At 61.8% G+C, this 26218-nt stretch carries 22 protein-coding genes and 1 pseudogene; 14 read left to right on the top strand and 9 right to left on the bottom strand.

All coding sequences use genetic code 11. The annotated features are described in order from the left end of the window. Positions 1 to 10: 10 nt before the first annotated feature. From QFZ94_RS10855 to QFZ94_RS10825, 7 genes are read right to left on the bottom strand one after another with little or no spacing between them, the layout of a single operon-like run. The gene (locus QFZ94_RS10855) at positions 11 to 760 is read right to left on the bottom strand and encodes an electron transfer flavoprotein subunit beta/FixA family protein (RefSeq protein ID WP_429456785.1); all 750 of its coding nucleotides are present in this window, start codon (positions 758 to 760) and stop codon (positions 11 to 13) included. After that, a complete protein-coding gene (locus tag QFZ94_RS10850) occupies positions 757 to 2397 on the bottom strand; it encodes a GMC family oxidoreductase (protein WP_410850420.1) in 1641 nt (546 codons plus the stop codon). Before QFZ94_RS10850 ends, QFZ94_RS10855 begins: the two co-directional genes overlap by 4 nt. Next, positions 2394 to 3617: a CaiB/BaiF CoA transferase family protein gene (locus tag QFZ94_RS10845; RefSeq protein ID WP_429456783.1), complete on the bottom strand. Its 1224-nt coding sequence runs from the start codon at positions 3615 to 3617 to the stop codon at positions 2394 to 2396. Before QFZ94_RS10845 ends, QFZ94_RS10850 begins: the two co-directional genes overlap by 4 nt. Further along, positions 3610 to 5388: an FAD-binding protein gene (locus tag QFZ94_RS10840; RefSeq protein ID WP_429456781.1), complete on the bottom strand. Its 1779-nt coding sequence runs from the start codon at positions 5386 to 5388 to the stop codon at positions 3610 to 3612. The genes QFZ94_RS10845 and QFZ94_RS10840 overlap by 8 nt, the downstream gene beginning before the upstream one ends. Positions 5389 to 5400: 12 nt before the next feature. After that, positions 5401 to 6582, bottom strand: a complete 1182-nt coding sequence (locus QFZ94_RS10835) for an acyl-CoA dehydrogenase family protein (RefSeq protein ID WP_429456778.1) — start codon at positions 6580 to 6582, stop codon at positions 5401 to 5403. A 20-nt stretch (positions 6583 to 6602) separates the two neighbouring features. Then, positions 6603 to 7427 carry an HpcH/HpaI aldolase family protein gene (locus QFZ94_RS10830; RefSeq protein WP_429456776.1) on the bottom strand — a complete coding sequence of 275 codons (825 nt, stop codon included), beginning with the start codon at positions 7425 to 7427 and terminating at the stop codon, positions 6603 to 6605. A 12-nt stretch (positions 7428 to 7439) separates the two neighbouring features. Continuing rightward, positions 7440 to 8921 carry an NAD-dependent succinate-semialdehyde dehydrogenase gene (locus tag QFZ94_RS10825; RefSeq protein ID WP_429456774.1) on the bottom strand — a complete coding sequence of 494 codons (1482 nt, stop codon included), beginning with the start codon at positions 8919 to 8921 and terminating at the stop codon, positions 7440 to 7442. A gap of 245 nt (positions 8922 to 9166) precedes the next feature. Between QFZ94_RS10825 and QFZ94_RS10820 the strand changes: the two genes are divergently transcribed. The 5 genes from QFZ94_RS10820 (at position 9167) to QFZ94_RS10800 (ending at position 15529) form a co-directional block, all read left to right on the top strand. Next, positions 9167 to 10195, top strand: coding sequence for a TRAP transporter substrate-binding protein (locus QFZ94_RS10820; protein ID WP_368582065.1), 1029 nt, complete (start codon positions 9167 to 9169; stop codon positions 10193 to 10195). Positions 10196 to 10272: 77 nt separating this feature from the next. Continuing rightward, a complete protein-coding gene (locus QFZ94_RS10815) occupies positions 10273 to 12144 on the top strand; it encodes a TRAP transporter large permease subunit (RefSeq protein ID WP_429457763.1) in 1872 nt (623 codons plus the stop codon). Positions 12145 to 12176: 32 nt separating this feature from the next. Continuing rightward, positions 12177 to 12887: a GntR family transcriptional regulator gene (locus QFZ94_RS10810; RefSeq protein WP_368582067.1), complete on the top strand. Its 711-nt coding sequence runs from the start codon at positions 12177 to 12179 to the stop codon at positions 12885 to 12887. A 17-nt stretch (positions 12888 to 12904) separates the two neighbouring features. Then, the gene (locus QFZ94_RS10805; protein ID WP_429456771.1) at positions 12905 to 13834 is read left to right on the top strand and encodes a D-2-hydroxyacid dehydrogenase; all 930 of its coding nucleotides are present in this window, start codon (positions 12905 to 12907) and stop codon (positions 13832 to 13834) included. 447 nt (positions 13835 to 14281) lie between these two features. Then, entirely contained in the window at positions 14282 to 15529 is a 1248-nt protein-coding gene (locus tag QFZ94_RS10800) for an OmpP1/FadL family transporter (protein WP_368582069.1), read from the top strand. Positions 15530 to 15889: 360 nt separating this feature from the next. Here QFZ94_RS10800 and QFZ94_RS10795 read toward each other — a convergent pair. After that, a pseudogene (locus QFZ94_RS10795) lies at positions 15890 to 16198 on the bottom strand (cell division protein); the annotation flags it as partial. 177 nt (positions 16199 to 16375) lie between these two features. On the opposite strand from QFZ94_RS10795, the gene QFZ94_RS10790 reads away from it, so the two are divergent. From QFZ94_RS10790 to dhaK, 9 genes are all read left to right on the top strand, one after another. Continuing rightward, entirely contained in the window at positions 16376 to 17395 is a 1020-nt protein-coding gene (locus QFZ94_RS10790; protein WP_368582070.1) for a LacI family DNA-binding transcriptional regulator, read from the top strand. A 115-nt stretch (positions 17396 to 17510) separates the two neighbouring features. Beyond that, positions 17511 to 18842, top strand: coding sequence for an ABC transporter substrate-binding protein (locus QFZ94_RS10785; protein WP_152767291.1), 1332 nt, complete (start codon positions 17511 to 17513; stop codon positions 18840 to 18842). Between the two features lie 72 nt (positions 18843 to 18914). Continuing rightward, positions 18915 to 19871 (top strand): carbohydrate ABC transporter permease, encoded by a 957-nt coding sequence (locus QFZ94_RS10780; protein ID WP_429456768.1) that lies wholly within the window; start codon positions 18915 to 18917, stop codon positions 19869 to 19871. Then, complete coding sequence (locus QFZ94_RS10775; protein ID WP_429456766.1) at positions 19868 to 20821, top strand: carbohydrate ABC transporter permease; 954 nt, start codon at positions 19868 to 19870, stop codon at positions 20819 to 20821. Before QFZ94_RS10780 ends, QFZ94_RS10775 begins: the two co-directional genes overlap by 4 nt. Next, positions 20818 to 21012: a hypothetical protein gene (locus QFZ94_RS10770; protein ID WP_013094038.1), complete on the top strand. Its 195-nt coding sequence runs from the start codon at positions 20818 to 20820 to the stop codon at positions 21010 to 21012. The genes QFZ94_RS10775 and QFZ94_RS10770 overlap by 4 nt, the downstream gene beginning before the upstream one ends. Positions 21013 to 21015: 3 nt before the next feature. Further along, complete coding sequence (locus QFZ94_RS10765; protein WP_429456764.1) at positions 21016 to 22131, top strand: ABC transporter ATP-binding protein; 1116 nt, start codon at positions 21016 to 21018, stop codon at positions 22129 to 22131. Then, positions 22124 to 23143 (top strand): ABC transporter ATP-binding protein, encoded by a 1020-nt coding sequence (locus QFZ94_RS10760; RefSeq protein WP_410850432.1) that lies wholly within the window; start codon positions 22124 to 22126, stop codon positions 23141 to 23143. Before QFZ94_RS10765 ends, QFZ94_RS10760 begins: the two co-directional genes overlap by 8 nt. Further along, positions 23140 to 23775, top strand: a complete 636-nt coding sequence (gene dhaL, locus QFZ94_RS10755) for a dihydroxyacetone kinase subunit DhaL (protein WP_429456762.1) — start codon at positions 23140 to 23142, stop codon at positions 23773 to 23775. Before QFZ94_RS10760 ends, dhaL begins: the two co-directional genes overlap by 4 nt. 14 nt (positions 23776 to 23789) lie before the next feature. Next, positions 23790 to 24779, top strand: a complete 990-nt coding sequence (gene dhaK / locus QFZ94_RS10750; protein ID WP_152767297.1) for a dihydroxyacetone kinase subunit DhaK — start codon at positions 23790 to 23792, stop codon at positions 24777 to 24779. Between the two features lie 570 nt (positions 24780 to 25349). Here dhaK and QFZ94_RS10745 read toward each other — a convergent pair. After that, positions 25350 to 26129, bottom strand: a complete 780-nt coding sequence (locus tag QFZ94_RS10745; RefSeq protein WP_368582077.1) for an SDR family NAD(P)-dependent oxidoreductase — start codon at positions 26127 to 26129, stop codon at positions 25350 to 25352. Positions 26130 to 26218: the final 89 nt, after the last annotated feature.

Genomic DNA, 26218 nt, shown 5'->3' with positions numbered 1-26218 from the left:
GCCGTTCTATCTAAAGCACCTTCGCTTCGGTCTTCAGCTTCTCGACCAGCGTCTTTACGTCCGGCACTGTCACCCCGGCGGAACGCGTGGGCGGCTCGGCGACTTTCAGTGTTTTAAGACGCGGCGTGACATCGACGCCGAGGTCTTCGGGCCTGATCGTTTGCAGCGGCTTTTTCTTCGCCTTCATGATGTTCGGCAATGTCACGTAGCGCGGCTCGTTCAGGCGTAGATCAGTTGTGACCACGGCGGGAAGCGTCAGCGACAGCGTTTCAGCTCCGCCGTCCAGTTCGCGCGACACGGTCGCCTTCCCGTCAGCCACAACGACCTTCGAAGCGAACGTCGCTTGCGGAAGGTCAGCCAAAGCGGCGAGCATCTGCCCGGTCTGGTTCGAGTCGTCGTCGATGGCCTGCTTGCCCAGCAATACCAACGAAGGCTGTTCCTTGTCGACCAGCGCCTTGAGCAGTTTGGCAACGGCGAGAGGCTGCAGGTCTTCGGATGACTCGATCAACACAGCACGATCCGCGCCTATCGCCAACGCCGTACGCAGCGTCTCCTGCGCCTGAGCAACACCGCAAGAAACCGCCACCACCTCGCTAACCACGCCGGCTTCCTTTAACCGCACCGCTTCCTCAACCGCGATTTCGTCGAACGGATTCATCGACATCTTCACGTTTGCAATGTCGACACCCGTGCCGTCCGACTTGATCCGGACCTTCACGTTGTAGTCGACCACTCGCTTTACACCTACCAGCACTTTCATACCGTCTCCTTCGAATATGCCGAAGCCGTGCGCGCAGTCATCGGCGAACGGATCATGTCAGCTGCGCGCTCGGCCAGCATGAGCACCGTCGCATTGGTGTTGGTCGAGGTTATCGACGGCATCACCGAGCCGTCGACGATGCGCAGGCCGGTCGTTCCGCGCACCCGCATTTCGGAATCGACGACGCTCATTTCGTCCTCTCCCATCCGGCACGTGCCAACCGCGTGATACACAGTCGAGCCATTGTCACGCACGTATTGCAGTAACGCCTCATCAGTGTCCGCCTGACGGCCTGGTACGGTTTCGTCGACGATATAGCGGGCGACCTCGGGCTGCGCGAAGATCCGGCGGCCGATCTTGAGTCCTTCCACCATCGTGTTGCGGTCCAGTTCGCTGCTCAAGTATGACGGTGCGATCGTCGGCGCTGCCGTGATCTCGCTGCTGGTGATGTGCACGTGCCCACGGCTTTCCGGGCGCATCTGCCAGACCCCGCAGGAGACGCCGGGCTCCGACTCCAGCACTCCGATCCGTCCCTCGACGAAGCTGCCTGGTGCGATCACGAACTGCACGTCGGGCCGCGTTGCGAGCCGCGTCTGCGCAAAGCCGCCGACGATCGCCGCGCTATAGGTCAGTACGCCGGTCCCCGACACGACGTAGCGCATCATCTCGCGCGCGAGCGCGAGTCCGTGCGAGCGCTCGTTCGCGGTACCTGCACCCCGTACCCGATAGCCGAGCCGGACTACATAGTGATCCTGCAAATTGTTGCCGACGCCCGGTAACGCGATGCGTGTTCGAATGCCCGCGTTGTCGAGCACGTCCTTATCGCCGATGCCACTCATTTCGAGCAGCCTGGGCGTGCCGATCACGCCGGCGCTAAGAATGACCTCGCGGGTCGCGCGAAACTGCATCGAAACGCCTGCGGTCGTCGTCGCATTGATGCCGCTCACGTGCTTGCCGTTCATTTCGAGCCCAGACACCTGGACGCCGGTCACCACCGTGAGATTCGGCCGCGCCATTGCGGGCCGCAGATAACCGCGCGCTGCGCTGGAGCGGCGACGTCCGTCGCGCGTTTGCTGGTAGTACCAGATCGACGGACCGCGCGTATCGCTGTTTGGATCATCTACAAACTCGAGACCGGCTTTTTGGGCCGCTTGCACGACCGCACCACAGATCTCCGGCGGATCCTCCACCCGGCTGACCTGGATCGGACCATCCTTGCCGCGTTGAGGACTGTTGCCCTCGGTCCACGTTTCGGAGCGGCGGTAGAACGGCAGACAGTTGCCGAAGGTCCAGCCCTTGGCGCCCGACTGCTCCCAGCTATCGATATCCTCCGCAAACGGGCGCACATAAAGCAGGCCGTTGATCGCGCTGGACCCGCCGAGTCCGCGTCCACGCGGAAACAGGATTGCACGGCCGCTGGTCTCGGCGTCGGCCCGCGTGCGATAGCGCCATGTCACGGTTGGATGATCGAGCAATCGCACGAAGCCGGCCGGTACGTGGATGAACGGGTGACGATCGCGCTCGCCGGCTTCGACAAGAATCACTTTGACGTTCGGGTCTTCGGTTAGACGGTTTGCGAGCACGCAACCCGCCGTCCCCGCGCCGACGATCACGTAGTCCGTTGTGTACGATTTCATGACTTCTCTCCGACAGCGGCCGGTTCACGACCTTCGAGTGCTGCGATCTCCTCCTCGGCGAAACCGAACTCGGCAAGTACTTCAGCCGTATGTTGTCCGAGCGTAGGCGGCGCACGGCGGTAAGCCACCGGGCTGCCGTGAAAATTCACCGGACTCGCGATGTTCGTTACCCTGCCCGCAAGCGGATGTTCGATCTCGACGACCGAGTGGTTATGCGCGATCTGCGGGTCCTGCGTCAACGCGGTGTGATAGTCCTGCACGATCGCGCATGGCACGTCCGCGGCACTCAGATGCGCCACCCAGTATTCGGCGGTGTGCAGCAGAAACTGCTGTTCGAGGATCACGTCGAGCGCATGCCGATTCGCAGTCCGCGCGGTGTTGCCGACAAAGCGTTCATCGCTCAGCAAATCTTCGCGGCCCAACGCCCGGCAAAGGTTCTGCCAGAATTTTTCGGTGAAGCAGGCCGCGAAGAAATAGCGGCCATTGGACCCCTGATAGTTGCGATACGGCACCATCGTCGGATGGCCGCTGCCGAGGCGCTCCGGCGCTTTGCCGCTTCTCAGCGTCTCGCCGTCGCGCGGGATGGTGCTGAAAAGCGCAGCCGACAGCAGCGACGTATCGATGCGCTGACCCTCGCCATGCCGTTCGCGATGCAACAGCGCCGCAGAGATGCCGAACGCGAGCAGCGCAGCCGCGCCAAAGTCCGGCAACGGCGCCCCGAGCCGAACCGGATTGCCGCCGGCTTCGCCCGTCATGTCCATGAGACCCGCCACGGCCTGCACGATCGGATCGTTCGCGGGCCAAGCGGCGTAAGGACCGCTTTGTCCGAACGCCGACACGCTTGCATAGACGATCATCGGATTGCGCGCTTTCACGGCCTCGTAGCCGATGCCGAGCCGATCCACCGTGCCCGGCCGGAAGTTTTCGACGACGACATCCGCCTGCTTCGCCATGCGTAGAAATGCATCGCGTCCTTTCGGCGACTTCAGGTCGAGGCGGATGCTGCGCTTGTTACGGTTCTGCGACAGGAACTGCACGCTTTCGCCTTCGACGAATTGATTACCGAGATTGCGCGAGAGGTCACCGGCCTTCGGTTCCTCAACCTTGATCACGTCCGCGCCGAGGTCGGCAAGCAGCACTGTACCGACCGGACCCGCGGTCATGACGGTGAGATCGAGAATGCGGTAGCCCGACAACGGGCCGACTTGCTTCTTATCCATGATTTGCCACCTGGGAATGCGATGCGTCCGTGAGTTCGGCACGGGGGTAGTCGAGCACGTCGAAGGCGAGGTGGAACGGGTCGGCCTCACCGCGCGTGATGGTCAATGCATGACCGAAACGGGCGTCGTCGCGCTCGGGATAGTCGGTGCGATAGTGGCTGCTGCGCGACTCGCGCCGCTCGATGCACGCCTGCACGATCACGTCGGCAGTCGTCGCCATGTTGTCGATCGTCAACGCATCGATCACCTGCGGCGGCCTGGCCCCGCCCCCTGCGGCAAACTCCGCGCGCGCCTCGCGAGCGGCCGCTAACGCGATGTTCAGACCGCTTTCCGTCTTCTCGACGAGGCAATGCGCCTGCATCGCTGCACGCAGATCGGAGGCGATACGTCGAGCGTCGAACGACGCATTCGGCTTCAGCGCCGTTTCGAGACGCCGTGCAAGCGGCGCCACATCGGACGTGCCGGGCGCCGCGCTGCCGCGTGCGAATGCGGCCGCACCCACGCCTGCGCGATGACCGAAAACCTGACCTTCTGCAAGCGAGTTGCCGCCCGGACGATCCGGACCGCGCACGCCGCCCGCGAGTTCGCCGATAACGAAGAGCCCCTCGATGGTCGACATCGCGTCGGTGTTGGTCATCCGGACACCGCCATTCAGGCATTGAAAAGCAATCCCGACGTCGAGCAGATCACGCTTCGGATCGAGTCCCTTGGCGCGCATCCAGCGCAGGGTGTTCGGAATGGTGGCCGCCAACCGTTCCTCGGCGATGTCGGCGAAAGAGAAATGCACCGCGCCGCGTTCCGTGCCCCTGCCCTGCGCGATTTCCGTTGCGATCGCGATATCGATATAGCGCGACTCGTTCGAGATCGTGAACGGGAACACTTTCTCGTCCATCGCAGCCTCGGGCGTCACGCCCGTCGGCAGATAGTCCGGGAGGAATTCGTGACCGTCGCGATTGAGCATCTTTGGACGCAGGATGAAGCACGACTTGCTGAAGAGTTGCACGTAAGGGTGCACCATCGCCGGCCCGAACTGATGGAACTCCATGTTCACGAGTTCCGCGCCGTGGCGGAAGCAAATCGCCTGGCCGTCGCCAGTCATCTCCGCTGTCGACACCTGCTGCGAGAACAGACCGTGCGCGCCGCCCGTGCCAAGCACGACGGCCCCCGCCGAGACCACCAGCAGCCGCCGCGAATCGAGGTCCATCGCAACCACGCCGCTCACGCGCCCTGTCGAATCGCGCACAAGGTCGATCAACGCCGCCGGCTGACGGGTCTCGACACCGAGCTTTCTGCCTTGCTCGGCAAGCGCGCCCACGAAGGCCTTGCCGGTTTTGCCCTTCACGCCTAGCGCGCGCGCATAGCTGCCGAAGTCGCTGCGGATGAGCTTATAGCCATCAGCGACGCGGTCGAACGGCACGCCGAGTTCGATCAGGTCTGCGATGCGCTTCGGTGCGTCCTCCGCCAGAACGCGCACCAGGTCGCGGTCGATGAAGGCGGCTGCCGGACGCATCGTGTCTTCGTAGTGCACGGTTGCGCTATCGTCGGGACTGCCGTAGCCGGATGCCCCCATGCTCATGATTTCGCTAGCGCCGTGCACCGTGCTGCCACCCTGTCCGACCGGCGCCTTGGCCAGCATGAGGACCTTCGCACCCGCCTGTGCCGCCGACACGGCAGCACGCGACGCCGCGCCGCCACCGCCGACCACCACTACGTCGGCTTGCGCGTAGTCGACGCTAAAGCCGAATTTCTCCAATGTCCGAACTGCCGTCACGTCTGTCTCCGCTTACGATTTGAGCGCGCGCGCCACGATGTTGCGCTGAATTTGATTGGTGCCGCCGAAGATCTGGAACATCTTGGCTTCGCGGTAATGACGCTGCATCGCGTATTCGGCGGAGTAGCCATTGGCACCCATGATCTGGATGCCGTCGGTCGCGACCTGCACGTACGTGTCCGACGCGAAGTACTTCGCCTGCGACGACTCCACGTCGCAGCTGTCGCCTTCGTCGAGCAGCTTCGCCGCCCGAAACGCCATCAGGCGAGCGGCATCCACGCGCGTCTGCATATCGGCGAGCAGATGCGACACGGCCTGGAAATCGATGATCGACTGTCCGAACTGTTTGCGGTCGTTCGCATACCAGCGCGCAAGATCGATCGCCGCCTGTGCGCCGCCCACGCACATCGCCGACAACGCGATGCGCTCCTTCGACAGCACCGTGGTGAGCTTCTTCCAACCCACGTGCAGGCCGCCCACGATCATTTCATTCGGGACACGCACCCCGTCGTACACCACTTCGCAGGTCCGGATAGCGTGGCCGCCGAGCAAATCGATCGGATTTATGGTCAGTCCCCTGGATTCCTTCGGTACGAGGAAGAGGCTGATCCCGTCGTGCTTCTTCGCTTCCGGATTGGTGCGCACCGCGGTCAGAATGTAGTCGGCCTGCAGCGCGCCGGAAATCCACATCTTGGTGCCGTCGAGAATGAAGTCGTTTCCGTCGGCCACGCCGCGCGTCGTCAGTGAGGCGGCATCCGAGCCGGAGCCGTTTTCGCTCAATGCGAAGGCAAGAAAGGCACGCCCTTCGGCTAGCTTCGGCAACACCACGGCCTTGATGTCGTCCGGAGCGAAGCGCGCCAGCGCGCCGCCCACCATGTTCACGTTGGCATTCCAGAAGCGCGCGAGCGCGATGGTGTGATACGCGACGACCTCCAGATAAGCGGCCATGTCGAGATAGCCGCCGACGCCGCCGTACGCTTCGGGCAGCGTGATGCCGAACCAGCCCTGTTCGGCGGCCATCTTCACGAGTTCCTGTGGGAAGCGCTTCTCTTCGTCGCACTGACGAACGTATTCCGGCGATGCATGGCGCGTCAGCACCCGATTCACCGAATCTCGAAATTCGAATTGATCGGCATTCAGATACGGTTTCAGGTCGCGCCGGTTGACCAGATTGCTTGCGTATTCGGGATTCACTCTGTCTCCTCCTCGTCCGATCAGGACGCCTTGCGTTGAGCCATGTCTTGTTCGGCGTGGCCGAGCGGGATTGCACGCAACATCTCCGAACGCGACTTCGCCCCCGTCATCAGGAACGCAAGATCCGAGCCGCTGAGAATGAAACGCGCGCCTTTTTGCACGTAGGCGGTCATCAGTGCCTCGTCGTACACCCCGCCGACGCCCGGCACCTTGCCGTGCCGGTGACATGCGGCGCACACCGCGTCGACGGCGGCCGCTACACGCATATGGCCGAGTTGTCCAGTGATGCCGAGATCCGCCGCAAGATCGGTCGCGCCGACCAGCAGCACGTCGATGCCGGGCACCGCCGCGATCGCGTCGACGTTCTCGAGCCCTTCGCGGGTCTCGATCATCGCCACGACCAGCACCTCTTCGTTGATCGCGCGAACCACATCGGCGATCGGCAGAGCCTGGAAGCCGACCTGCGGCAACATGCCGGGGATCGACCGCCCGCCGGCAGGCGGGAAGCGGCACATATCGGCGATCCGCGCGGCCTGTTCGGGCGTACTCACGTGCGGCACCACGATGCCCATCGCGCCGGTATCGAGCAGTCGAGTGGCGTGGAACGGCTCGTGCCCCGGCACGCGGATGATCGGCGTCACACCGCCCACCAGAGCGGCGGCGCAAATCTGTGCGGCCGTGTCGACGTCCATCGAATTGTGTTCCATATCGATGAACAGCCAGTCGAAGCCCGCCGTCTGCGCGATCTGCGCGATGTCGACGGTGCGGGCCTGGCGCAGCCCCATGCCGAGTGCCAGTTCACCCGCGGCGAGTTGCGCTTTCGCGTGATTCTTGATGGTTCTCATGAGGGATTCCATTCAGGCGGTGCCGTCGAGCGGCTCGTCGTTCGCCAGTTCGAGGTTGATGAATTTGGTGTCCATGTAGTCGCGGATCGCGTTCGGTCCGCCTTCGCGTCCGAACCCGCTGTCCTTGCTGCCGCCGAATGGCGTCTCCGCCGTCGACGCCACGAACGTGTTCACGCCGACCACGCCGGCCTGCAAGCGCTCCGTGGTTTCCAGCGTGTTGCGCATCGAGCGCGTGAAGACATACGCCGCGAGCGCGAACGGCAGCCGGTTCGCCTCGGTGATGACCTCGTCCATCGTCGCGAACGGGGTGAGGGTCCCGACCGGGCCGAACGGCTCGTCGTTCATCAGGCCGATGTGCGAAGCGGGGTTGGCGACGAGCGTCGGCTCGTAGAACCAGCCGCGACCGAATTGCGAGGGGCGCCGGCCACCGCATAGCACGCTGGCGCCTTCACTCACGGCTTCATCGACCAGACGTTCGATCGCGTCGCGACGCTTCGACGTGGTTAGCGGACCGAGATCGGTGTCCTGCTGCAACGGATCGCCGACGCGAAGCGCTTTGGAGCGCTCGACCAGCGCCTTCACGGTCTTGTCGAAGATCGATTCGTGGATGTAAAAACGTGTCGGCGACGCACAGACCTGGCCCGCATTGCGGAACTTGCCGAGTGACGCGAGGTGCGCAAAGGCGCCGATGTCGGCGTCGCGATGCACGATCACGGGCGCATGGCCGCCAAGTTCCATCGTGACCTTTTTGAGGGTCTTCGCGGACATTTCGACGATCTGACGGCCGACAGGCACCGAGCCGGTGAAGCTGATCTTCGCCACGCGCGGGTCGGCCATGATCGTCGGCGTAATTGAGTCGGCTTTGCCGATCACCAGATTGACCGCGCCCTCGGGAAACCCGGCATCGACGAAACAGCGCACCAGTGCCATCGTCGCCCCGGCCGCTTCGTTCGACGGCCGGATCACGACCGCGTTGCCGGCAGCCAGCGCCGGGCCGATCTTGCGGGCCAGCAGTAGCAGCGGAAAATTCCACGGCGTAAAAGCGGCGACCACCCCGAGCGGCTCGTAATGCACCAGATACCGTCCGCCCTTGACGCGACTTTCGTAAGACATACCGAACACCCGGCGCGCTTCATCGGCGAACCAGTCGATCGACTCAGCGGAAGCATTCGCTTCCCCGCTGGCCTGTGCGATCGGCTTGCCTGTTTCGAGCGCGACGATTCGCGCGAGCTGCGGCACGCGTTCGCGGACGATCGCCGCAGCCCGGCGCAGCAGCGCTGAGCGCTCCCACGGCGTGAGCTTGCGCATTGCGGCTGAGGCGTCGGACGCGGCGTCGATGGCCTCGGTGACCTGTGCCTGCGTGGCCAGCGGCAGATAGCCCAGCCGCTGTTCCGTCGCCGGATTGATCGAAAGCTGGCAGTTGTCAGCCGTCGCGGCTTGCCAGCGGCCTCCGAGCAGCAAGCCGTGCTCGCGGTAGTGCGCCTCTAATTCCATTTGCTTCCTCCTGACAGGTATCGCGGATGTTCGCGGCTTTGTAGGTGCTTTCCCGGGGACTCCTTTGCATGCACTCTTTTTCTTATATCAACATCTTGACATCTAAGTGTCAACACTTTTAGAGTTTGTGTCAGCGAAATATGATTCATCGCATGCACTTTCAGTAACCGAGGTTCACAAGAAGAACGCCACCGGCGCCGCCGAATGCGTCATCCACCATTTGCTTTCCATGGAGCGAGACGAAAATGAGTTCGTATTCCCGTCGTACCTTTCTTCAAACGCTCGGGGCCGCCACGGTGGCGGCGATGGGGACTGGCGCCTTGCCGTCGCTCACTCGGGCGCAGAGCGCGCAGTTCAAGCTGAAGTACGCGAACAACCTCGCGCTGTCCCATCCGCTCAACGTTCGCGCGAAAGAAGCCGCGGACGCCATCCAGAAGGAATCTGGCGGCCGTGTCGAGTTGCAGATTTTCCCGAACGGTCAGATGGGCACGGATACCGACATGCTGTCGCAGGTTCGATCGGGCGCCATCGACTTCCTGACCCAAGGTGGCGTGGTGCTGTCGACGCTCGTGCCAGTCTCGGCGATCAACGGCATCGGCTTCGCGTTCAAGGATTACAACCAGGTATGGGCAGCAATGGACGGCGAGCTCGGGAGCCACATCCGCACGGCGATCTCGAAGGTCGGGCTCGTCGCGATGGAGAAACCGTGGGACAACGGCTTTCGCCATCTCACGAGCTCGGTCAAGCCGGTGCAAAGCCCGGCCGACCTTAAAGGCTTAAAGATTCGCGTGCCGGTCAGTCCCCTTTGGACCTCGATGTTCAAGGCGCTCGACGCCTCGCCCACCAGCATCAACTTCAGCGAGGCGTATTCGGCGCTGCAAACCAAGGTCGTTGATGCAGAAGAAAACCCCCTCGCGCTGATCGAAACCGGACGCTTCTATGAAGTCCAGAAGTTCTGCTCGTTGACCGGCCATATCTGGGACGGCTTCTGGTTTCTCGGCAACGCGCGGTCGTGGGGCAAGCTGCCGCCTGACTTGCAGACGATCGTGGCGAAACACCTGAATGCGGCCGCAGTGGCTGAACGCGCGGACGTCGCCGCACTGAGCACATCGCTGATCGGGAAGTTGCAGTCACACGGCATGGCGTTCAACAAGCCCGACATCCAGCCATTCCGCGCCTCGCTGCAAAAGGCCGGTTTCTACGACCAGTGGCGCAAGAAGTACGGCGATGAAGCTTGGGCGTTGCTCGAGAAGTACACGCAGAAGCTCGCATGAGCACGGACCACCGAAGAGTTTCTGGAGAACGAGTCATGACTTCCCGAGTTCATCCCGAGCAGGTGTTCGCCCACGACATGGGCGCGCCGAAGCAACGACATGCGGCATCGAAGGTCGTGCGCGTCGGCAGCGCACTGGAACTGGCCATCAAGTGGATCACCGAAGTGCCCGCTGCGCTGCTGCTAGTGGCCGAAGTGGTGCTGCTGCTCACCAACGTTTTCTGCCGCTACGTGCTGCAGGATCCATTGATCTGGGGAGACGAACTCGCGTCGATCCTGTTCATCTGGCTGTCGATGCTGGGCGCAGTGGTGGCGTTGCGGCGCGGCGAACATCTGCGGCTGACGATGTTGGTTGCCAGAATGTCCCCGCAAAACCGCGCGTTTGCGGAAACGCTTGGAAATTTCATCGTGATGACCTTCGTGCTGCTGCTGGTGCGGCCGGCAACCGACTGGGCGATGAACGAATGGATCATCAGCACGCCGGCGCTCGATCTGCCGAATGCCATCCCCGCAGCCGCGATTCCCGTGGCGGCTGTGCTGATGCTCGTGCTCGCCGTTACGCGGTTGCTCGAGCGCTCGTCACTGCGCGATTGCGTGAAGGCGTTCGCGCTGGTGGCCGGGGTCGCAATTGCGCTCTATTTCGCACGGCAAGCGCTCGCGCCACTGACCGCGGTCAGCCTGATCCTTTTTTTCGCCGTCGGCGTAGTCACGATCATCTGTCTCGGTGTGCCGATCATGGTCGCCTTCGGGGTGTGCACGTTTGCTTATCTCGCAACCGTCACCGGCGCACCGTTGACGATCGTCGTGAGCACCATGAATCAGGGGATGTCCAGCCTGATCCTGCTCGCCGTCCCGCTGTTCATCCTGCTCGGCGCGCTCATGGAAGCGATGGGGCTTGCCGAAGCGATGATCCGTTTCCTCGCTTCGCTGATCGGGCACAAGCGTGGCGGCCTCGCCTATGTGCTGATCGGCGCCATGTACCTCGTCTCCGGCATCTCCGGCTCGAAGGTGGCGGACATGGCTGCGCTCGCGCCGGGCCTGTTCCCGGAAATGAAAAAGCGCGGCGCGAATGAAGGCGACCTCGTCGCAATGCTCAGTTCGGCGGCGGCCATGTCGGAAACCATTCCGCCCAGCCTCGTGCTGATCACGATTGGGTCGGTAACCGGCGTTTCGATTGCCGCGCTGTTCACAGGCGGCTTCATGCCGGCCGTGGTCGGCGCGGTAGCACTCGCGGCAGTCGTCTGGTTCAGAAGCCGCGGGGAAATCCTGCAAGGCGTGCAACGGGCCTCCCGGGCCCAGGTCGGCCGCGCATTCCTGATTTCGCTGCCTGCGCTCGCGCTGCCCTTCGTGATCCGCGCGGCCGTGGTGGAAGGCATCGCGACCGCGACGGAGGTGGCGACAATCGGCGTGGCTTACACCTGTGTGGTGGGTTTGCTACTGTATCGCCGTTTCGACTGGAGCCGGCTCTATCCTATTCTGGTGGAAGCGGCGTCGCTGTCTGGCGCGATTCTGATCATCATCGGGTGTGCAACCGCGATGGGATGGGCGCTCACGCAGTCAGGCTTCTCCGCGCAACTCGCCAAGTTGATGATGGCTGCGCCTGGGGGCAAGCTCGGCTTCCTGGCGATCTCCGCGATTACGTTCGTGATGCTCGGCAGCTTTCTGGAAGGAATTCCGGCAATCGTACTGTTCGGGCCGCTCCTGTTCCCGATCGCGCGTGCGATGGGCATCGCGGACGTGCACTACGCAATGGTCGTGGTGTTCGCGATGGGACTGGGCCTGTTCGCCCCCCCGCTTGGCCTTGGCTTTTATGCGGCGTGCGCGGTCAGCAAGGTCGACCCGTCCACCGCGATGCGCCGCGTTTGGCCGTATCTGGGGGCTTTGGCGGTGGCCCTCATCGTGATAGTGCTGGTTCCGTGGGTATCGACGGGTTTTCTGCAAGCAAAATAATGGTATCGAATGACACAGAAAGGGCAATCAACATGAAAAACGCGTTTAACAGTGAACCGAACGGCAAGGGGAACGCGCGCGCGCCCGAGGTAATCGCGTCGAAGCTCGACGACATTCGCGAACAGGTGCGCGCCATGATCCAGCGGGGGGACTTGCGCCCCGGCGAACGTGTGAATGAGCAGGCGCTCGCAAACCAGATCGGCGTCGGCCGCAATTCGGCGCGCGAGGCCCTGCGCTCGCTCGAACAGGCGGGGCTCGTGCGAATCGTCCCCAATCGGGGCGCCGAAGTACGGCGGCTGTCGCTCGAAGAGGCGATGGATCTCTATGAGATTCGAGCAGGGCTCGCACGCACGGCGGGACGTCTCGCCGCTCTGCGTCTGACCACCGACGAGGAGCAGTCGCTGAGCCTTCTCGTTGACAAGATGGACTCCGCCGTAGCCGAGCGCAACAGCCCTCTGTATCAGACTCTGAACACCGAGTTCCACCGTCAACTCATGGCAGCGACCAAGAATCCGCGGCTGATCACGATCAACCAGGCTGTCGCAGATGAACTGACGCTCTATATTCACAAAGGCGTGTATTCGTTCACGCAGATGCAGCGTTCCGCGAAAGAACACCGCGAGCTTTTCGAGGCGCTGCGCGCGGGCCAAGCCGACGCGGCTGCGGAGGCTTTCGAGAATCACGTGCAGACGGGCAAGAAACGCATGCTCGACACCGTGTCCACGAGCACGTCCGAACGTTAATGAAGTGGAGCAGCCTGTTGAAAACCATCGTCTTTCTGGACCGCGCGACGCTGTCGGCCGATCTACCCGATTTTCCGTTTTCGCATCGCTGGGTCGAATATCCATCTACGGCGCCGGAACATGTGCTGGAGCGTTGCCGCGATGCGCAGATCGTCGTGACCAACAAGGTTCCACTGTCGGGCGAAGTGCTCGAGCAGTTGCCGAAACTGGAACTGATCGGCGTGCCGGCCGCGGGCGTTAATCATCTGGATATGGAAGCATGCCGCCAACGGAGCATCGAAGTAGTCGCATGTCCGGGCTATTCGACGATCTCCGTGCCGGAGCACGCGTTCGCACTAATGCTCGCGCTGCGCCGCAACCTGATTCCTTACTGGAAGGACGTCTATGCTGGAGGCTGGAGCGGGTCACCCACTTTTTACGCTGAACTGCATCCGATCGCGGATCTGCACGGGTCGACGCTCGGCATCGTCGGTGCCGGTCACGGTGGAAAGCGACTCGCCGAACTGGCCGGCGCGTTCGGCATGCGTGTGCTCTTCGCCGAACGCAAGCACGCCAGGGCGGTGCGCGAAGGCTACGCTGCATTCGCCGAGGTGCTGCGCGAGGCGGATGTAATCAGCCTGCACTGCCCGCTTACCGATGAAACGCGACATCTCTTCGGTCTCGCCGAATTCGAGCGAATGAAGCGCAGCGCGTCGCTCGTGAACGCCGCGCGCGGCGGCATCGTCGACGAGGGGGCGCTGATCGAGGCGCTCGACCGCAAGCTGATCGCGAACGCCGCGCTCGACGTCCTCGAGCAGGAGCCGCCAGCGATCGGTCATCCGCTGTTGACCAGCGCGCGCACGGATCTGATTGTGACTCCACATGTCGCATGGCGGACTCAGGTGGCGATGCAGCGACTCGTTACACAGCTCGCGCACGGCATCGAACAGCATTACGCGCGGCGCTGAGAGCGAAATTCGACGAGATAGTGTTGCGCCGTTTCAAGCTCCCTGACAGCAACATTGCAATAAGCAGCTGCGGCAGAACCCGGCGATGAGCCTCTATGGATTTGAGTGCTGCGAATCAGCGGGAACCGGTCGAGTGTTGTGAATCGGCTGCGCGTTAGCCGCATGGTGAGTTCGGAGATGGAGCCGCCAGCCTCCGCCACCGAATTCGTCGCCTTTGGTGTGAATACCATGTCTCTTGCAGGATTGGCGAGCCCTTGAGTAGGGCGCATGCTTTCTCCGCTGAAGCCTGCATGGTCCGAAGGTCAATGCAAGAATCGAAAAACTCATCGGCAGAGAAACTTTATATGTTTTTAACCTAGTGCTTATGTGAAAAACTTGGTTTGAGGCGCGAGATCGAATCAATACACTCCGTCTCCCTGACTATTCCAAATATTATTCGGGGAAACAATGAAGCTACAAGCCACTCGCGCGCTCATTGCTGTCGTCGCGGCAGCACCAACCTTTGCATGGGCCACCAACGGCTATTTTTCCAACGGCTACGGCGTCGCATCACAGGGCATGGCCGGCGTCGGCATCGGCTTTCCGCAGGACGCCCTTGCCGCTGCGGCCAATCCCGCCGGTATTGCCTTCGTTGGTAACCGCATCGATGGCGGCATCAGTCTCTTCCTGCCAGATCGTGGCGCCAACGTGTCCGGCAACCGTTACGGTGCTAACGGCGACTACGACGGCAACAATCGCTCGATCTTCGTGCTGCCCGAATTCGGCGTTACATATCAGTTTCTGCCGAACGTGTATGCGGGCCTTGCACTGTACGCGAACGGGGGGCTCGACACCGGCTACGCCCATAATCCCTATCAAGCGTTCGGTGCCACGGGGTCAGCAGGCGTGGATCTCGAACAGATGTTCCTCTCGCCGACAATTGCTTACAAACTGCTCGACCGGCACGCGTTCGGCATCGGCCTGAACGTCGCGTTTCAACGCTTTACGGCAAGCGGGCTGCAGCCGTTCACTGGCATGTCGGTCGCGCCCGGCAACGTAACCGATCAGGGTGCCGACACTTCGGTCGGGGTTGGCGTGCATCTTGGCTATACCGGGGAGATTACGCCGACACTGACCGTCGGCGTGACGTGGGCATCGAAGATTCATGGCCGTTTCGACAAATACAAAGGTCTCTTCGCGGACGGCGGCTCATTCGACATCCCGGAGAACTACGGTGTCGGGTTTTCCTGGAAGGTTACGCCGGCATGGACGGTGGCGGCCGACTTTCAGCGCATTATGTATGGCAACGTGAATTCGATCGCGAATCCGCTCGCCAACCTGTTTGCAGGCAATGCGTTGGGATCGTCCGACGGCCCAGGCTTTGGCTGGCGCAATACGAACGTGATCAAGATCGGCACGAGCTATGATGTATCGAGCCATCTCACGCTCCGCGCAGGCTACAGTCATTCGAGCCAGCCGGTGGCTAGCACGGAAACATTCCTGAATATCCTCGCACCGGGTGTTGTGCAGGATCAGGCGACCTTGGGCGCCACGTGGAAGCCCGATGCGAAAACATCATTCGGCCTCTTCTATGGACATGCGTTCAAGAACACGGTGAACGGCGACAACTCGATTCCCGCAGCCTTCGGTGGAGGCAATGCGAATGTTCACCTGTCCGAAGACGTGGTGGGCGTCTCGCTCGGCAAGCAATTCTGAGCCTCGCCATTGCGGGCGCCGGCGCGCCCGCGAGCCGGTGCTGGTTTGCGCGGCCGGTTGCAGCCCGCGACTTGCTTCGGCGCGGCTCTCGCTAACGGCGCATGAGCGGCGCCTTGCTGGGGAAATCATGATATCCGCGCCGACAATGAGTTTGCATTCGACGGCAGTCTGTTTCGGCGGCTCAATGACCGAAGTTCATCCAGATCGAGCCGTTTCGACATGAAAGGGCGAATCTCCAAGACGGGTCCGACACCGGCAGTTCGCACCGTGTGACAAACGGAGTTTGACGCGGCCGCTTCTCAGCTCCATCCAGTTGGCACAGGTCGGTCGTCCGCCGCGTTGTGACAAATTTAATGTCGCGACGGTAACGGTGCTCTTGTGCTCGGCGATGAGCCGATAGACTGTATCCCCAAGTACGGTCTCGTGCTCTAGCACCGGGTCTGAAATGTCGCGCAGTACCGGCTCGTACGCTTGCAGCAAGCCGTAGCCAAGCTCGTTGAGTTCCCTGGGCAGCACGTTCGCATGCTCGTTTGCGCTCTTCATTTGCAGGCCCGCGTACTGCGACGGCAGCGCCGCGAGACTGAACAGATCCCCATCGGTGTTGAAGCCGAACTTCGACACCATATCGAGGCCGATACGCGAGGCCTCCTGCAAATCCGACGCAGCGCGGCGGCCAGACCGTGACCCGCCTCATGCACCGCGATGCGCTTGCGCTCGTCTTCGGTAAGCGCGTTCGGCGACCGTCCGGTTTGACGCATTTAACGCGTCAAAAAAGCTTGCATTTCGCGTGTGAAAAACTATCTTTGGTTAACAAAATGATTCTTCGCCTGGCACCGGAGGAGACCCATGCCGGCAACACGTATGATGATTGCGCGTCGTGCTGGCGTGAGCGTCGCCACGGTCGATCGTGTGCTGCGCGACGATCAAGGGGTTCGCCCCGAAACAGCCGAGCGCGTGCATCTCGCACTGGCCACTTTGCGTGACGATCGCGCGAGTCGCGGCCGGCCTGCGAAAGCCACGTCATTCCGGGTCGCCTTCGTCTTGCCGCAAATCAACTCCCGCTTTCTCGATCAGGTCGAGCGCGATATCGCACTGTCGGCCAGCTTTTTTCGCGAGCATCGCCTTGTCCCCTCGTTTTACCGTTGCGACCTGTCCAGCCAGCGCGACGCAATCTCACTCGGGCAGCAACTGATCGACTACGACGCGCTCGTGCTCGTGCCGCTCGATTACCCCTGGGTCGAGCGGATGATTCAGGACTTGACGGATGCCAACGTGCCCGTCGTCACGGTCTTCTCGGATTTGCCGTCGAGTGCGCGCGCGGCGTACGTGGGTGTCGATAACCGCATTGCCGGACGAACGGCGGGGCTGCTGATGGGCCGCTTCGTCGGTTCGCGCATCGGCACGGTCGCCGTGTTGTCGGCGTCGTCGCGTCTGCACGATCAGCTCGAGCGTCGCACGGGTTTTTCCCAGGTGCTTGAAGAGGACTTTCGCAACCTGCGCTGGCTCACGGAGCCCGATTTCGCCGAGGACGACGACAGCGCCGGTCTTGCTGTGCAAGGACTGATGGCGGGACATCCGGATCTGGTCGGCGTGTATGTGACGGGCGGCGGCATTTCCGGCATCGCGTCGACGCTGCAGGAATCGGGTGACAAGACGCGCGTCGTGCTGATCGGCCACGAGTGCACGGCCGACACTCGGGCGCAACTGTCGGAGCGGGCGATCGACGTCATCCTCGATCAGGATGTGCGCGGCATCGTCCATTGCGCGGGGCTCGCCGCCATCAATTTACTGAACGACGTGCGCGGCGTGCTCGCCATTCCGACGCCCGAAACCCGTATTTATCTTCGTGAGAATGCGCATGCCTGAAGCTCGCGACACGCGGACGGCTCGCTGAGTCTGCCAGTGCTCTAAATACAGCGTCCGGCGCATGGGCGCTGTCTGTCATCAGGTTGGAGACCCGACGGAGACAAGGAGAAGAGACATGTTACGTCTTACGACAGCAAGGGTAATCGCGGCGCTGCTGGCGTCACTGGGGCTGAGCTTCGGATCGGCGGCGCACGCGCAGGGCAAGCAGTTGACGTTATGTTGGGCCGCATGGGACCCCGCCAATGCACTCGTCGAATTGTCGAAAGACTTTACGGCGAAAACCGGCATTGCGATGAAATTCGAGTTCGTGCCGTGGACGAGCTACGCGGACCGCTTTATCAATGAACTCAATTCGCACGGAAAACTTTGCGACCTCATCATCGGAGATAGTCAGTGGATTGGCGGTGCCGCGGTCAATGGGCACTACGTGAAGCTTAATGACTTCTTCGACAAGAACAAGATTTCGATGAACGATTTCGTGCCGGCGACCGTCGTCGGCTACTCGGAATGGCCAAAGAACACGCCGAATTATTGGGCGCTGCCCGCAATGGCGGACGCCGTCGGCTGGACGTATCGCAAGGACTGGTTTGCAAGGCCCGAACTGCGCGCGGAGTTCAAACAGAAGTACAAGCGCGAACTCGAACCGCCCACTACGATGGATGAGCTCAAGCAGACAGCCGAGTTCTTTCAGGGCCGAAAGATCGACGGCAAAACCGTGTATGGCGTGTATATCTTCACAGAGCGCGGTTCGGAAGGGATCACGATGGGCGCGACCAACATGCTCTATAACTTTGGCTTTGAATACGAGGACCCGAAGAAGCCTTATCGCCTGGACGGCTTCGTGAATTCACCAGGCGCCATCAAGGGGCTCGAATTCTACAAGGCGCTTTACAAATGTTGCACGGCCCCGGGCATGACGAACGCCTATATGCAGGAAGGGCTCGACGCGTTCAAGTCTGGCCAGGTCGCGATGCAGATGAACTGGTTTGCCTTCTTCCCCGGACTGTACAAGGACCCGAATGTCGGCGGCGACAAGATCGGCTTCTTCGTCAATCCCAAAGAAACGAAACAGTTCACACAGCTCGGCGGGCAAGGCATTTCCGTCGTGTCGTACTCAGACCACAAGGCTGACGCGCTCGAATACATCAAGTGGTTTGCGCAGCCCGATGTGCAGAAGAAGTGGTGGCAACTCGGCGGCTACTCGGCTGCGAAGTCAGTGGTAGATGCGCCGGACTTTCCGAAGAGCGCGCCATTTGCGCCTGCATTCCTGAAGTCGATGGCGATCGTCAAAGACTTCTGGGCCGAGCCCGCGTATGCCGAGCTGCTGCTCGACATGCAAAAGCGCGTGCACGACTATGTGGTTGCCGATAAAGGCACCTCGAAGGAAGCGCTCGATCTGCTCGTCAAGGACTGGAACAAGGTCTTCAAGGCTGAAGGGAAGAACTAGCGTTATTGCACATGAACACGCGGACCGGCAAGCCGATCAATCTTGTCGGTCAGCGACAACAAGGAGTCAGGCATGTTGGCAAACAAGCCTTTTCCTCCGGAAGGGTTGCAGACGAAAGCGCAGACGCGCGCTGCCGCGCGCCTGCGCGGGCTGTCGGACCGGACTATCGCGTGGCTGTTCATTCTTCCGACTATCGTGCTGCTGCTCGCCATCAACATCTTTCCGTTGATCTGGGCATTGCGGTTGTCGTTCACGAACTTCAAGTCGAACATGCCGAGCGTGCCTGCGCGCAATGTCGGCATCGACAATTACACGGACATACTCACCGACGAAGACATCTGGTACGCCATGCAGGTGACGGCGCGCTTCGTGTTCTGGTCGGTCGGGCTCGAAGTGCTCCTCGGTTTCGGGCTCGCGCTGCTGATCAACCGGCAGTTCCGCGGCCATAGCTTCTGGACCACGCTGATTCTGCTGCCGATGATGCTTTCGCCCGCTGTGGTCGGCAACTTCTGGACCTTCCTGCTGCAACCGCAAACGGGACTTTTCAACGACATCGTCAGCTTTTTCACGGGCATTGCGCCAAACTCGTTTCAGATGATCGGCGACGTGCCGCTCGCGCCGTGGACCATCGTGATGGTCGATACGTGGATGTGGACGCCGTACGTGATGCTGATCTGTCTCGCGGGATTGCGTTCGATTCCGGACTACATCTACGAAGCGGCCGAAGTGGACCGTGCTTCGCCGTGGCGGCAATTCTGGTCGATCACCTTGCCGACGACCCTGCCGTTCCTGATGCTTGCGATCCTCTTTCGCGGTATCGAGAACTTCAAGATGTTCGACATGGTGAACCTGCTGACATCAGGCGGCCCGGGCTCCGTAACGGAAACTGTGTCGATCACGCTCAAGCGCGCTGCGTTCGAGAAGTGGCAGACGGGGTACTCGTCCGCACTGGCGATCATCCTGTTCGTGGTGGTCTTCGGCGCGGCGAATATCTATGTGAAGGCACTCAACCGGGTGAAACAGCGATGACAGACCTTGCGCTTCAACAGTCGGTGGTGGCGGCATCGCCGCGCAGCAAGACGTTCGCCGCCTTCATCGTTATCGCCTACGCACTGATTGCGGCCCTGCCGATCGTATGGATCATCCTGACGAGCTTCAAGACGCAGGAAGACGCGGTTGCCTATCCGCCCGTCGTGGTTTTCCACCCGTCGATGGAGGGCTATGTGAATCTGTTCACCATCCGCTCGCGGCAGACGCCCGAGTTCATCGCGAGCTTGCCAGCCGCTCAAACCTGGTATGACCGCGATGTGCGCAAGCGCAATATGGTGATTGCGGGGCCGTCGAAGGTCTTGCCGCGCTTCGTCAATTCGCTCGTGATTGGCTTCGGCTCGACCTTCCTTGCGGTTTTTCTCGGCACGCTCGCAGCCTATGCGTTCTCGCGTTTCAGGATCCCGCTTGCCGACGACTTGCTGTTCTTCATTCTGTCGACGCGGATGATGCCGCCCATCGCCGTCGCGATTCCCATCTTTCTGATGTATCGCGCTCTCGGCCTCTCCGATAGCTACCTCGGCATGATCGTGCTCTATACGGCTGTGAACGTGTCGCTCGCGGTGTGGCTGCTCAAAGGATTCATGGACGAAATCCCGCGCGAATATGAGGAAGCAGCCCTCGTCGACGGATATACGCGGTTGCAGGCTTTCGTCAAGGTCGTGCTGCCCCAGGCGATCACGGGCATTGCCGCGACGGCCATTTTCTGTCTGATCTTTGCATGGAACGAGTACGCGTTCGCATTGCTGCTGACGAGCGGCGATGCACAGACGATGCCGCCGTTCATTCCGTTCATCATCGGCGAAGGCGGACAGGACTGGCCGGCCGTCGCGGCCGCCACGACGCTGTTCGTTCTGCCCATCCTGATCTTTACTGTCGTACTGCGCAAGCATCTGTTGCGCGGGATCACCTTTGGAGCAGTGCGCAAATGAAAGCCCAACCTGCCATGCCGCGCCGCCGCCTGTTCCGACGGCGTTACTGTGAGGGCGCATCGACCGTGCTTATCGGCCTCGGCATTGCGATGCTCGTCCAGCCATTCACGGTCGATCTCTACACCTGGTCGTTTCCCGTGATTCTGGTGGGCGCGCTGGCTTTCGTCGTCACCAGTCACTTCCCGGAGTGAGCCATGTCGACGATCGTTCTCTCCAACCTTCATAAACGCTTCGGCGCCTTCACTGCGGTGCACGATACGAATCTCACCGTGAGCAATGGCCGCTTCGTCGTGCTGCTGGGACCGTCCGGCTGTGGCAAAACGACGACGTTGCGCATGATTGCCGGGCTCGAACTGCCGACCTCAGGCCAGATTTTGATCGACGGCGAAGATGTGACGGGATTGCGGGCGCGTCAACGCGACATTGCGTTTGTGTTCCAGATGTTCGCGCTCTATCCCCATATGACTGTGCGGAACAACATCGCCTTTCCGCTGAAGAACGAAGGCATTTCGCGCCGCGAGATTGCGGCTCGTGTCGATGCGGCCGCGCATATGCTGCGCATCGAAAGTCTGCTGGACCGAAAGACGGGTGGGCTGTCGGGCGGCGATCGTCAACGCGTCGCGTTGGGCCGCGCGATTGTCCGGCACCCGAAGGCTTTTCTGATGGACGAGCCGCTGGGCACGCTCGACGCGGATTTCCGCGAACTGATGTGCCTTGAGTTGCGCAAGCTGCACAATGCGCTCCACGCGACGACGGTCTACGTGACGCACGACCAACGGGAAGCGATGGCGATGGCCGACGACATCGTTGTGATGAGCGGCGGCGAGGTGCTGCAATCCGCGTCGCCGCATGAGGTCTATCACTTCCCAGCGACCGTGTTCGTGGGGAGCTTTATCGGCAGCCCCCCGATGAATTTTCTGGCCGTGGACGGCGGCGTCGAAGCGGGCGTGGAATCGGTCTCGCTCCGCGGTGTGGCCGTGTCGGTGCCGCGCACTGTTGCATCCGCCGCGAAAGCGCTGCTTGGCGTGCGGCCCGAGCACGTCGTGATCGACGAGCACAGTGCGTTGCGTGGACGCGTGATTGCCGACGAGTATCTCGGCTCGCATCAGATTCTGGTCGTCGAAACGGCGCTCGGCGTGGTGCGCGTGCGGGTCGGCAAGAACGAAGGAAGAGCGGCGGGAGCGCAGGTCGGGTTGTCGTTTCACAAGGAGCGCACGCTGATGTACGACGCATCCAGCGGCGTGCTGCTGCCCGGCGCTGTGCGGCAGATGGCCGTCAACGGACGCAGCAACGGAGGCGCTTATGTCTGAGATTCGCCTGCATGGGGTGACGAAGCGATTTGGCGATATCGTCGCGGTGGATGATGTGTCGTTCGACGTGAAAGAGGGCGAGTTCGTCGTGTTGCTCGGGCCGAGCGGCGCGGGCAAGACCACCACGTTGCGGCTCATCGCTGGTCTCGAACGCCCCGACGAAGGCGAGATATTCATCGACGGTGCCGCCGCGAAGGACATGCATCCGGCGGACCGAGACGTCGCCTTCGTCTTTCAGCAGTATTCGCTGTACCCGCATCTGACGGTGTTTGGCAACCTGGCGTTTCCACTGCGCTCCCCGCGGCGGCGCGTGAGCGAGGCGGAAGTCACCGCGCGCGTGCAGATGGTCGCGCAGATGCTGCACATCGAGTCGAAACTTGGCAATCTGGCGACGCATCTATCGGGCGGCGAGATGCAGCGGGTCGCCATCGGACGCGCGCTAGTGCGTCAGCCCAAGGTGTTTCTGATGGATGAGCCGCTGTCGTCGCTCGATGCGAAGTTGCGCGAGGAGATGCGAATCGAACTGAAGCGTCTGCATCGCACGATCGGCGCGACGATCATCTACGTGACGCACGATCAGGTCGAAGCGACCACGCTTGCGGATCGCATCGGCATACTCGAGCACGGACGCATCGTGCAGATTGGTGCGCCGCGCGATGTGTATGGCAATCCCGCTTCACTTGGCGCTGCGCAACGTCTCGGCTCGCCGCCCATCAATCTGCTGCCACCCATGTTGTTCGATCTTTCCACGATGCCGGCCGGCACGTCGACGGTCGCGATCCGGCCTGAAGACATCGTGCTGCACGCGCCTGATACGCGCGACGTGATCAATCTTCGCGTGCTTGAATATTCCCCGCTGCGACATCTGCTGATCATGGAGCGCGACGGCACCGCCATCGTCGCGACGACCATGACCGAGCGCAATTTCACGCCTGGGCAAACAGTCGGCGTGTCGCTGCCTCCGCGCAGCCTTCTCTATTTCCGCTCCGACGGCAGGAGGATTCCGGCATGAACGGGAAAACGGTCATGGCGTGCATCGAGGCCGCGCACGCGACGCTAAAGAAACACACGGATGAGATCGCCGCGCTCGATCAGCAGATTGGCGATGGCGATCATATCTTCAACCTGTTGCGGGGCGTCGATGCGCTGTTTGCGATGCGCGCCGATATCGAGGCCGAGGCGTTTGCGCCCGCGCTGGAACAGGCCGCTTCCAAATTGCTGTCGACCGTGGGCGGTTCGTCGGGACCGCTGTTTTTTTCGTTGCTGCATGGCATGGCAAAGGCCGCGCAGAACGTGGACACAATCAGCGTGGAGGACGCGGCGCGGATCTTCGCCGCCGGTGTCAACGCCGTAGCCCAACGCGGCAAAGCCGGCATCGGCAGCAAGACGATGATGGACGTGCTCATCCCCGTCTCGTCACGCTTCGTGGAACTAGCCGAAGATAGTGCGGCGCCCGAAGCCGTGCTCGACGCGCTGCCGCTGACGGCCGAAGAGGGCATGCGCGCGACGCGCGACATGCTCGCGACCAAGGGGCGCGCGTCGTTTCTCGGCGAGCGTGCGCGCGGGCACATCGATCCCGGCGCACGGTCGAGCCAGTTGATGATCAGTGCGATATGCGCGCGGCTCGCGCAAGACAGAGAGTGAAAGGAGCGCAGACCATGAAAAAATTTATCAACCATGTCGACGACTTTCTAACTGAGAGTCTTACTGGATTCGCCGCCGCGCATGGTGATCTCGTCGTGCTCGACAACGATCCTGTGTTCGTGCGGCGCAATACGCTGAAGCCAGGCAAGGTTGCGCTCGTCTCGGGCGGCGGCTCGGGACACGAGCCTTTGCATATCGGCTTCGTCGGGTACGGGATGCTGGATGCCGCGTGCCCCGGCCAGGTATTCACTTCGCCGACGCCCGATCAGATGATGGCAGCCGCCAAGGCCGTCGATACGGGCGCGGGAACGCTCTTCATCGTGAAGAACTATTCCGGCGATCTGATGAACTTCGAAATGGCGTCCGAGATGTCGGAGTTGCCGAATGCGATGGTGTTGATCAACGACGATGTCGCCGTCGAAAACTCCAGTTATACAACGGGGCGGCGCGGCGTCGCGGGTGCCGTGATCGTCGAGAAACTGGTGGGCAGTCTCGCCGAGAGCGGCGCCAATCTCGAACAATGCAAGGCGTTCGGCGACCGGATCAACAAGCGTACGGCGTCGATGGGCGTCGCGTTTTCCAGTTGCACGGTGCCCGCGGCGGGCACGCTGACGTTCAAGATCGGCGACGATGAAATCGAGGTCGGCGTTGGCATTCATGGCGAGCCAGGGCGGCGCCGCGCGCGCTTTGCCACAGCCGATGCGATCGCGGCAGAGCTGCTGACGGCGATCATCGCCGATTTGAAGCCGGGGAACGGCTCCGAGTTGCTGGTCTTGATCAATGGACTGGGCGGAACGCCGCTCGGGGAACTGTATCTGTTGTTCAATTCAACACGCTCGTGGCTGCACCAGCGCGGTCTCGCGGTCGCGCGCGTGCAGGTCGGATCGCTTACGACGTCGCTGGAAATGGCCGGCGCGTCGATCACCTTGTGCGTGCTGGACGACGAAATGAAGCGGCATTGGGATAGCCCGGTGCATACGCCATCGCTCAGATGGGGAATGTAGCCTGTCGCCACTTGGCCGTCAGATTTGCGCAGGCGGCGGCAGCGGAACCGCGCGCGGGCCGCGAGCAGGGACATCGGTTTGAAATTTCTGTCACGCTAGCGCAACAAGGCGGACCGAGCCGGCTGCAGGTTGCGTTGAAAATCGATGAGCCAGGCAAACTGCTGCGGGCTTTGGAAGAAATGCAGAGCCAGTGCCCGCAATTCCCGGTTTGAGAAAAGCTCGATGAGTTCGGGGACCCTCAAGCCCCCGTGAAAGCCGCCGTCGTACTAGAGCCGCACCCAAAGGCCGATGAGCGTCCCGAATCGGTCTACCAATCGCAGCAGTTCGAGCGGCCGGTTTTCGAATCTCACCGGCCGTGCGGCCAGTTCAGGACTGCAGGCGCGACGAACACCGTGCCGTCCCGCGACGCGGCGTTGATGGTTGGTGGCACGCTCCGCGACGAACAGCTAGCTGCAACGGCGGTTCGGTGATCGTGTGCGGCCGAGGGGCGAGAGCGATCCCGTCGTGCATCAGTGTCCTGAGCAGCGACTTCGCGCCGGGCCTCGAGCTGCGGCGACTAGTGAAGACGAGTCAGATGTGAATGCCACCCGCCACTTCTATGCGCTGCGCGTTTACCCAACCAAAGTCATCCGATAAAAGACCGGCAATCACTGGCCCTACATCCGACGGCAGTCCCGCTCGGCCCAGAGCGGTATGGTCGGCGACGGCCTTGTTGACCTGCGGATTGTCCCGTACGACGCCACCACTGAAGTCCGTCGCGATCGCGCCTGGCGCTACGACGTTGACCGCGATCCGGCGCGGCGCGAGTTCAAGGGCCATATAGCGCGTCAGCGCTTCAACGGCTGCCTTCATCGGCCCGTAGATCGCCCGCCCAGGGAACGCGAAACGTGCCAGCCCCGAGGAAATGTTCACAATCCGTCCGCCGTCGTTAATAAGCGGCAACAGCTTTTGGGTCAACAGGAATGGTCCTTTGAAATGCACCGCGAACTGAGCGTCAAGCTCCGCTTCGGTGCCCGCTGCGAACGTAGCCGCTGAAGACGTCCCTGCATTGTTCACCAGATAATCGAAGCGTTGCGCGCCCAACTTCCCGAGTGCTTCTCGCAGATGTGTGACGAAATCATCAAATGCGCTTCCATCGCCCACGTTCAACTGGAGGGCAAACGCCTGTCCGCCCGCTTCGGCAACCGTCGCACAGACCCTCTCTGCCTCGACGCGATTTGAGTGATAAGTGAACACCGAGCGGACGCCACGACTCGCGAGGCGCAGAACTGTGTCGCGGCCGATCCCGCGACTGCCTCCTGTGACGACCGCGATTTTTGAAGTCGGGTGACGATCCCTGTCTGTTTCCATTTGGCACCTGGCGGTAAGTTGGAAAACCTCAATTCTCCGGGCGGAGCCGCGAGCAGTTAATACCCGAACCTACCAAAATCTTGCCTGAT

The sequence above is a fragment of the Paraburkholderia sp. JPY465 genome (genome assembly GCF_050436725.1).
In the GTDB taxonomy this organism is placed as follows: Bacteria; Pseudomonadota; Gammaproteobacteria; order Burkholderiales; family Burkholderiaceae; genus Paraburkholderia; species Paraburkholderia youngii.
This window is presented reverse-complemented; position numbering and strand designations above follow the sequence as displayed.

Excerpts from the sequence above, each read along its gene's own strand:
- QFZ94_RS10855 (WP_429456785.1), bottom strand. The coding sequence starts at position 760 with ATGAAAGTGCTGGTAGGTGTAAAGCGAGTGGTCGACTACAACGTGAAG.
- QFZ94_RS10850 (WP_410850420.1), bottom strand. The coding sequence starts at position 2,397 with ATGAAATCGTACACAACGGACTACGTGATCGTCGGCGCGGGGACGGCG.
- QFZ94_RS10845 (WP_429456783.1), bottom strand. The coding sequence starts at position 3,617 with ATGGATAAGAAGCAAGTCGGCCCGTTGTCGGGCTACCGCATTCTCGAT.
- QFZ94_RS10830 (WP_429456776.1), bottom strand. The coding sequence starts at position 7,427 with ATGAGAACCATCAAGAATCACGCGAAAGCGCAACTCGCCGCGGGTGAA.
- QFZ94_RS10825 (WP_429456774.1), bottom strand. The coding sequence starts at position 8,921 with ATGGAATTAGAGGCGCACTACCGCGAGCACGGCTTGCTGCTCGGAGGC.
- QFZ94_RS10820 (WP_368582065.1), top strand. The coding sequence starts at position 9,167 with ATGAGTTCGTATTCCCGTCGTACCTTTCTTCAAACGCTCGGGGCCGCC.
- QFZ94_RS10815 (WP_429457763.1), top strand. The coding sequence starts at position 10,273 with ATGGGCGCGCCGAAGCAACGACATGCGGCATCGAAGGTCGTGCGCGTC.
- QFZ94_RS10810 (WP_368582067.1), top strand. The coding sequence starts at position 12,177 with ATGAAAAACGCGTTTAACAGTGAACCGAACGGCAAGGGGAACGCGCGC.
- QFZ94_RS10800 (WP_368582069.1), top strand. The coding sequence starts at position 14,282 with ATGAAGCTACAAGCCACTCGCGCGCTCATTGCTGTCGTCGCGGCAGCA.
- QFZ94_RS10790 (WP_368582070.1), top strand. The coding sequence starts at position 16,376 with ATGCCGGCAACACGTATGATGATTGCGCGTCGTGCTGGCGTGAGCGTC.
- QFZ94_RS10785 (WP_152767291.1), top strand. The coding sequence starts at position 17,511 with ATGTTACGTCTTACGACAGCAAGGGTAATCGCGGCGCTGCTGGCGTCA.
- QFZ94_RS10780 (WP_429456768.1), top strand. The coding sequence starts at position 18,915 with ATGTTGGCAAACAAGCCTTTTCCTCCGGAAGGGTTGCAGACGAAAGCG.
- QFZ94_RS10775 (WP_429456766.1), top strand. The coding sequence starts at position 19,868 with ATGACAGACCTTGCGCTTCAACAGTCGGTGGTGGCGGCATCGCCGCGC.
- QFZ94_RS10770 (WP_013094038.1), top strand. The coding sequence starts at position 20,818 with ATGAAAGCCCAACCTGCCATGCCGCGCCGCCGCCTGTTCCGACGGCGT.
- QFZ94_RS10765 (WP_429456764.1), top strand. The coding sequence starts at position 21,016 with ATGTCGACGATCGTTCTCTCCAACCTTCATAAACGCTTCGGCGCCTTC.
- QFZ94_RS10760 (WP_410850432.1), top strand. The coding sequence starts at position 22,124 with ATGTCTGAGATTCGCCTGCATGGGGTGACGAAGCGATTTGGCGATATC.
- dhaL (WP_429456762.1), top strand. The coding sequence starts at position 23,140 with ATGAACGGGAAAACGGTCATGGCGTGCATCGAGGCCGCGCACGCGACG.
- dhaK (WP_152767297.1), top strand. The coding sequence starts at position 23,790 with ATGAAAAAATTTATCAACCATGTCGACGACTTTCTAACTGAGAGTCTT.
- QFZ94_RS10745 (WP_368582077.1), bottom strand. The coding sequence starts at position 26,129 with ATGGAAACAGACAGGGATCGTCACCCGACTTCAAAAATCGCGGTCGTC.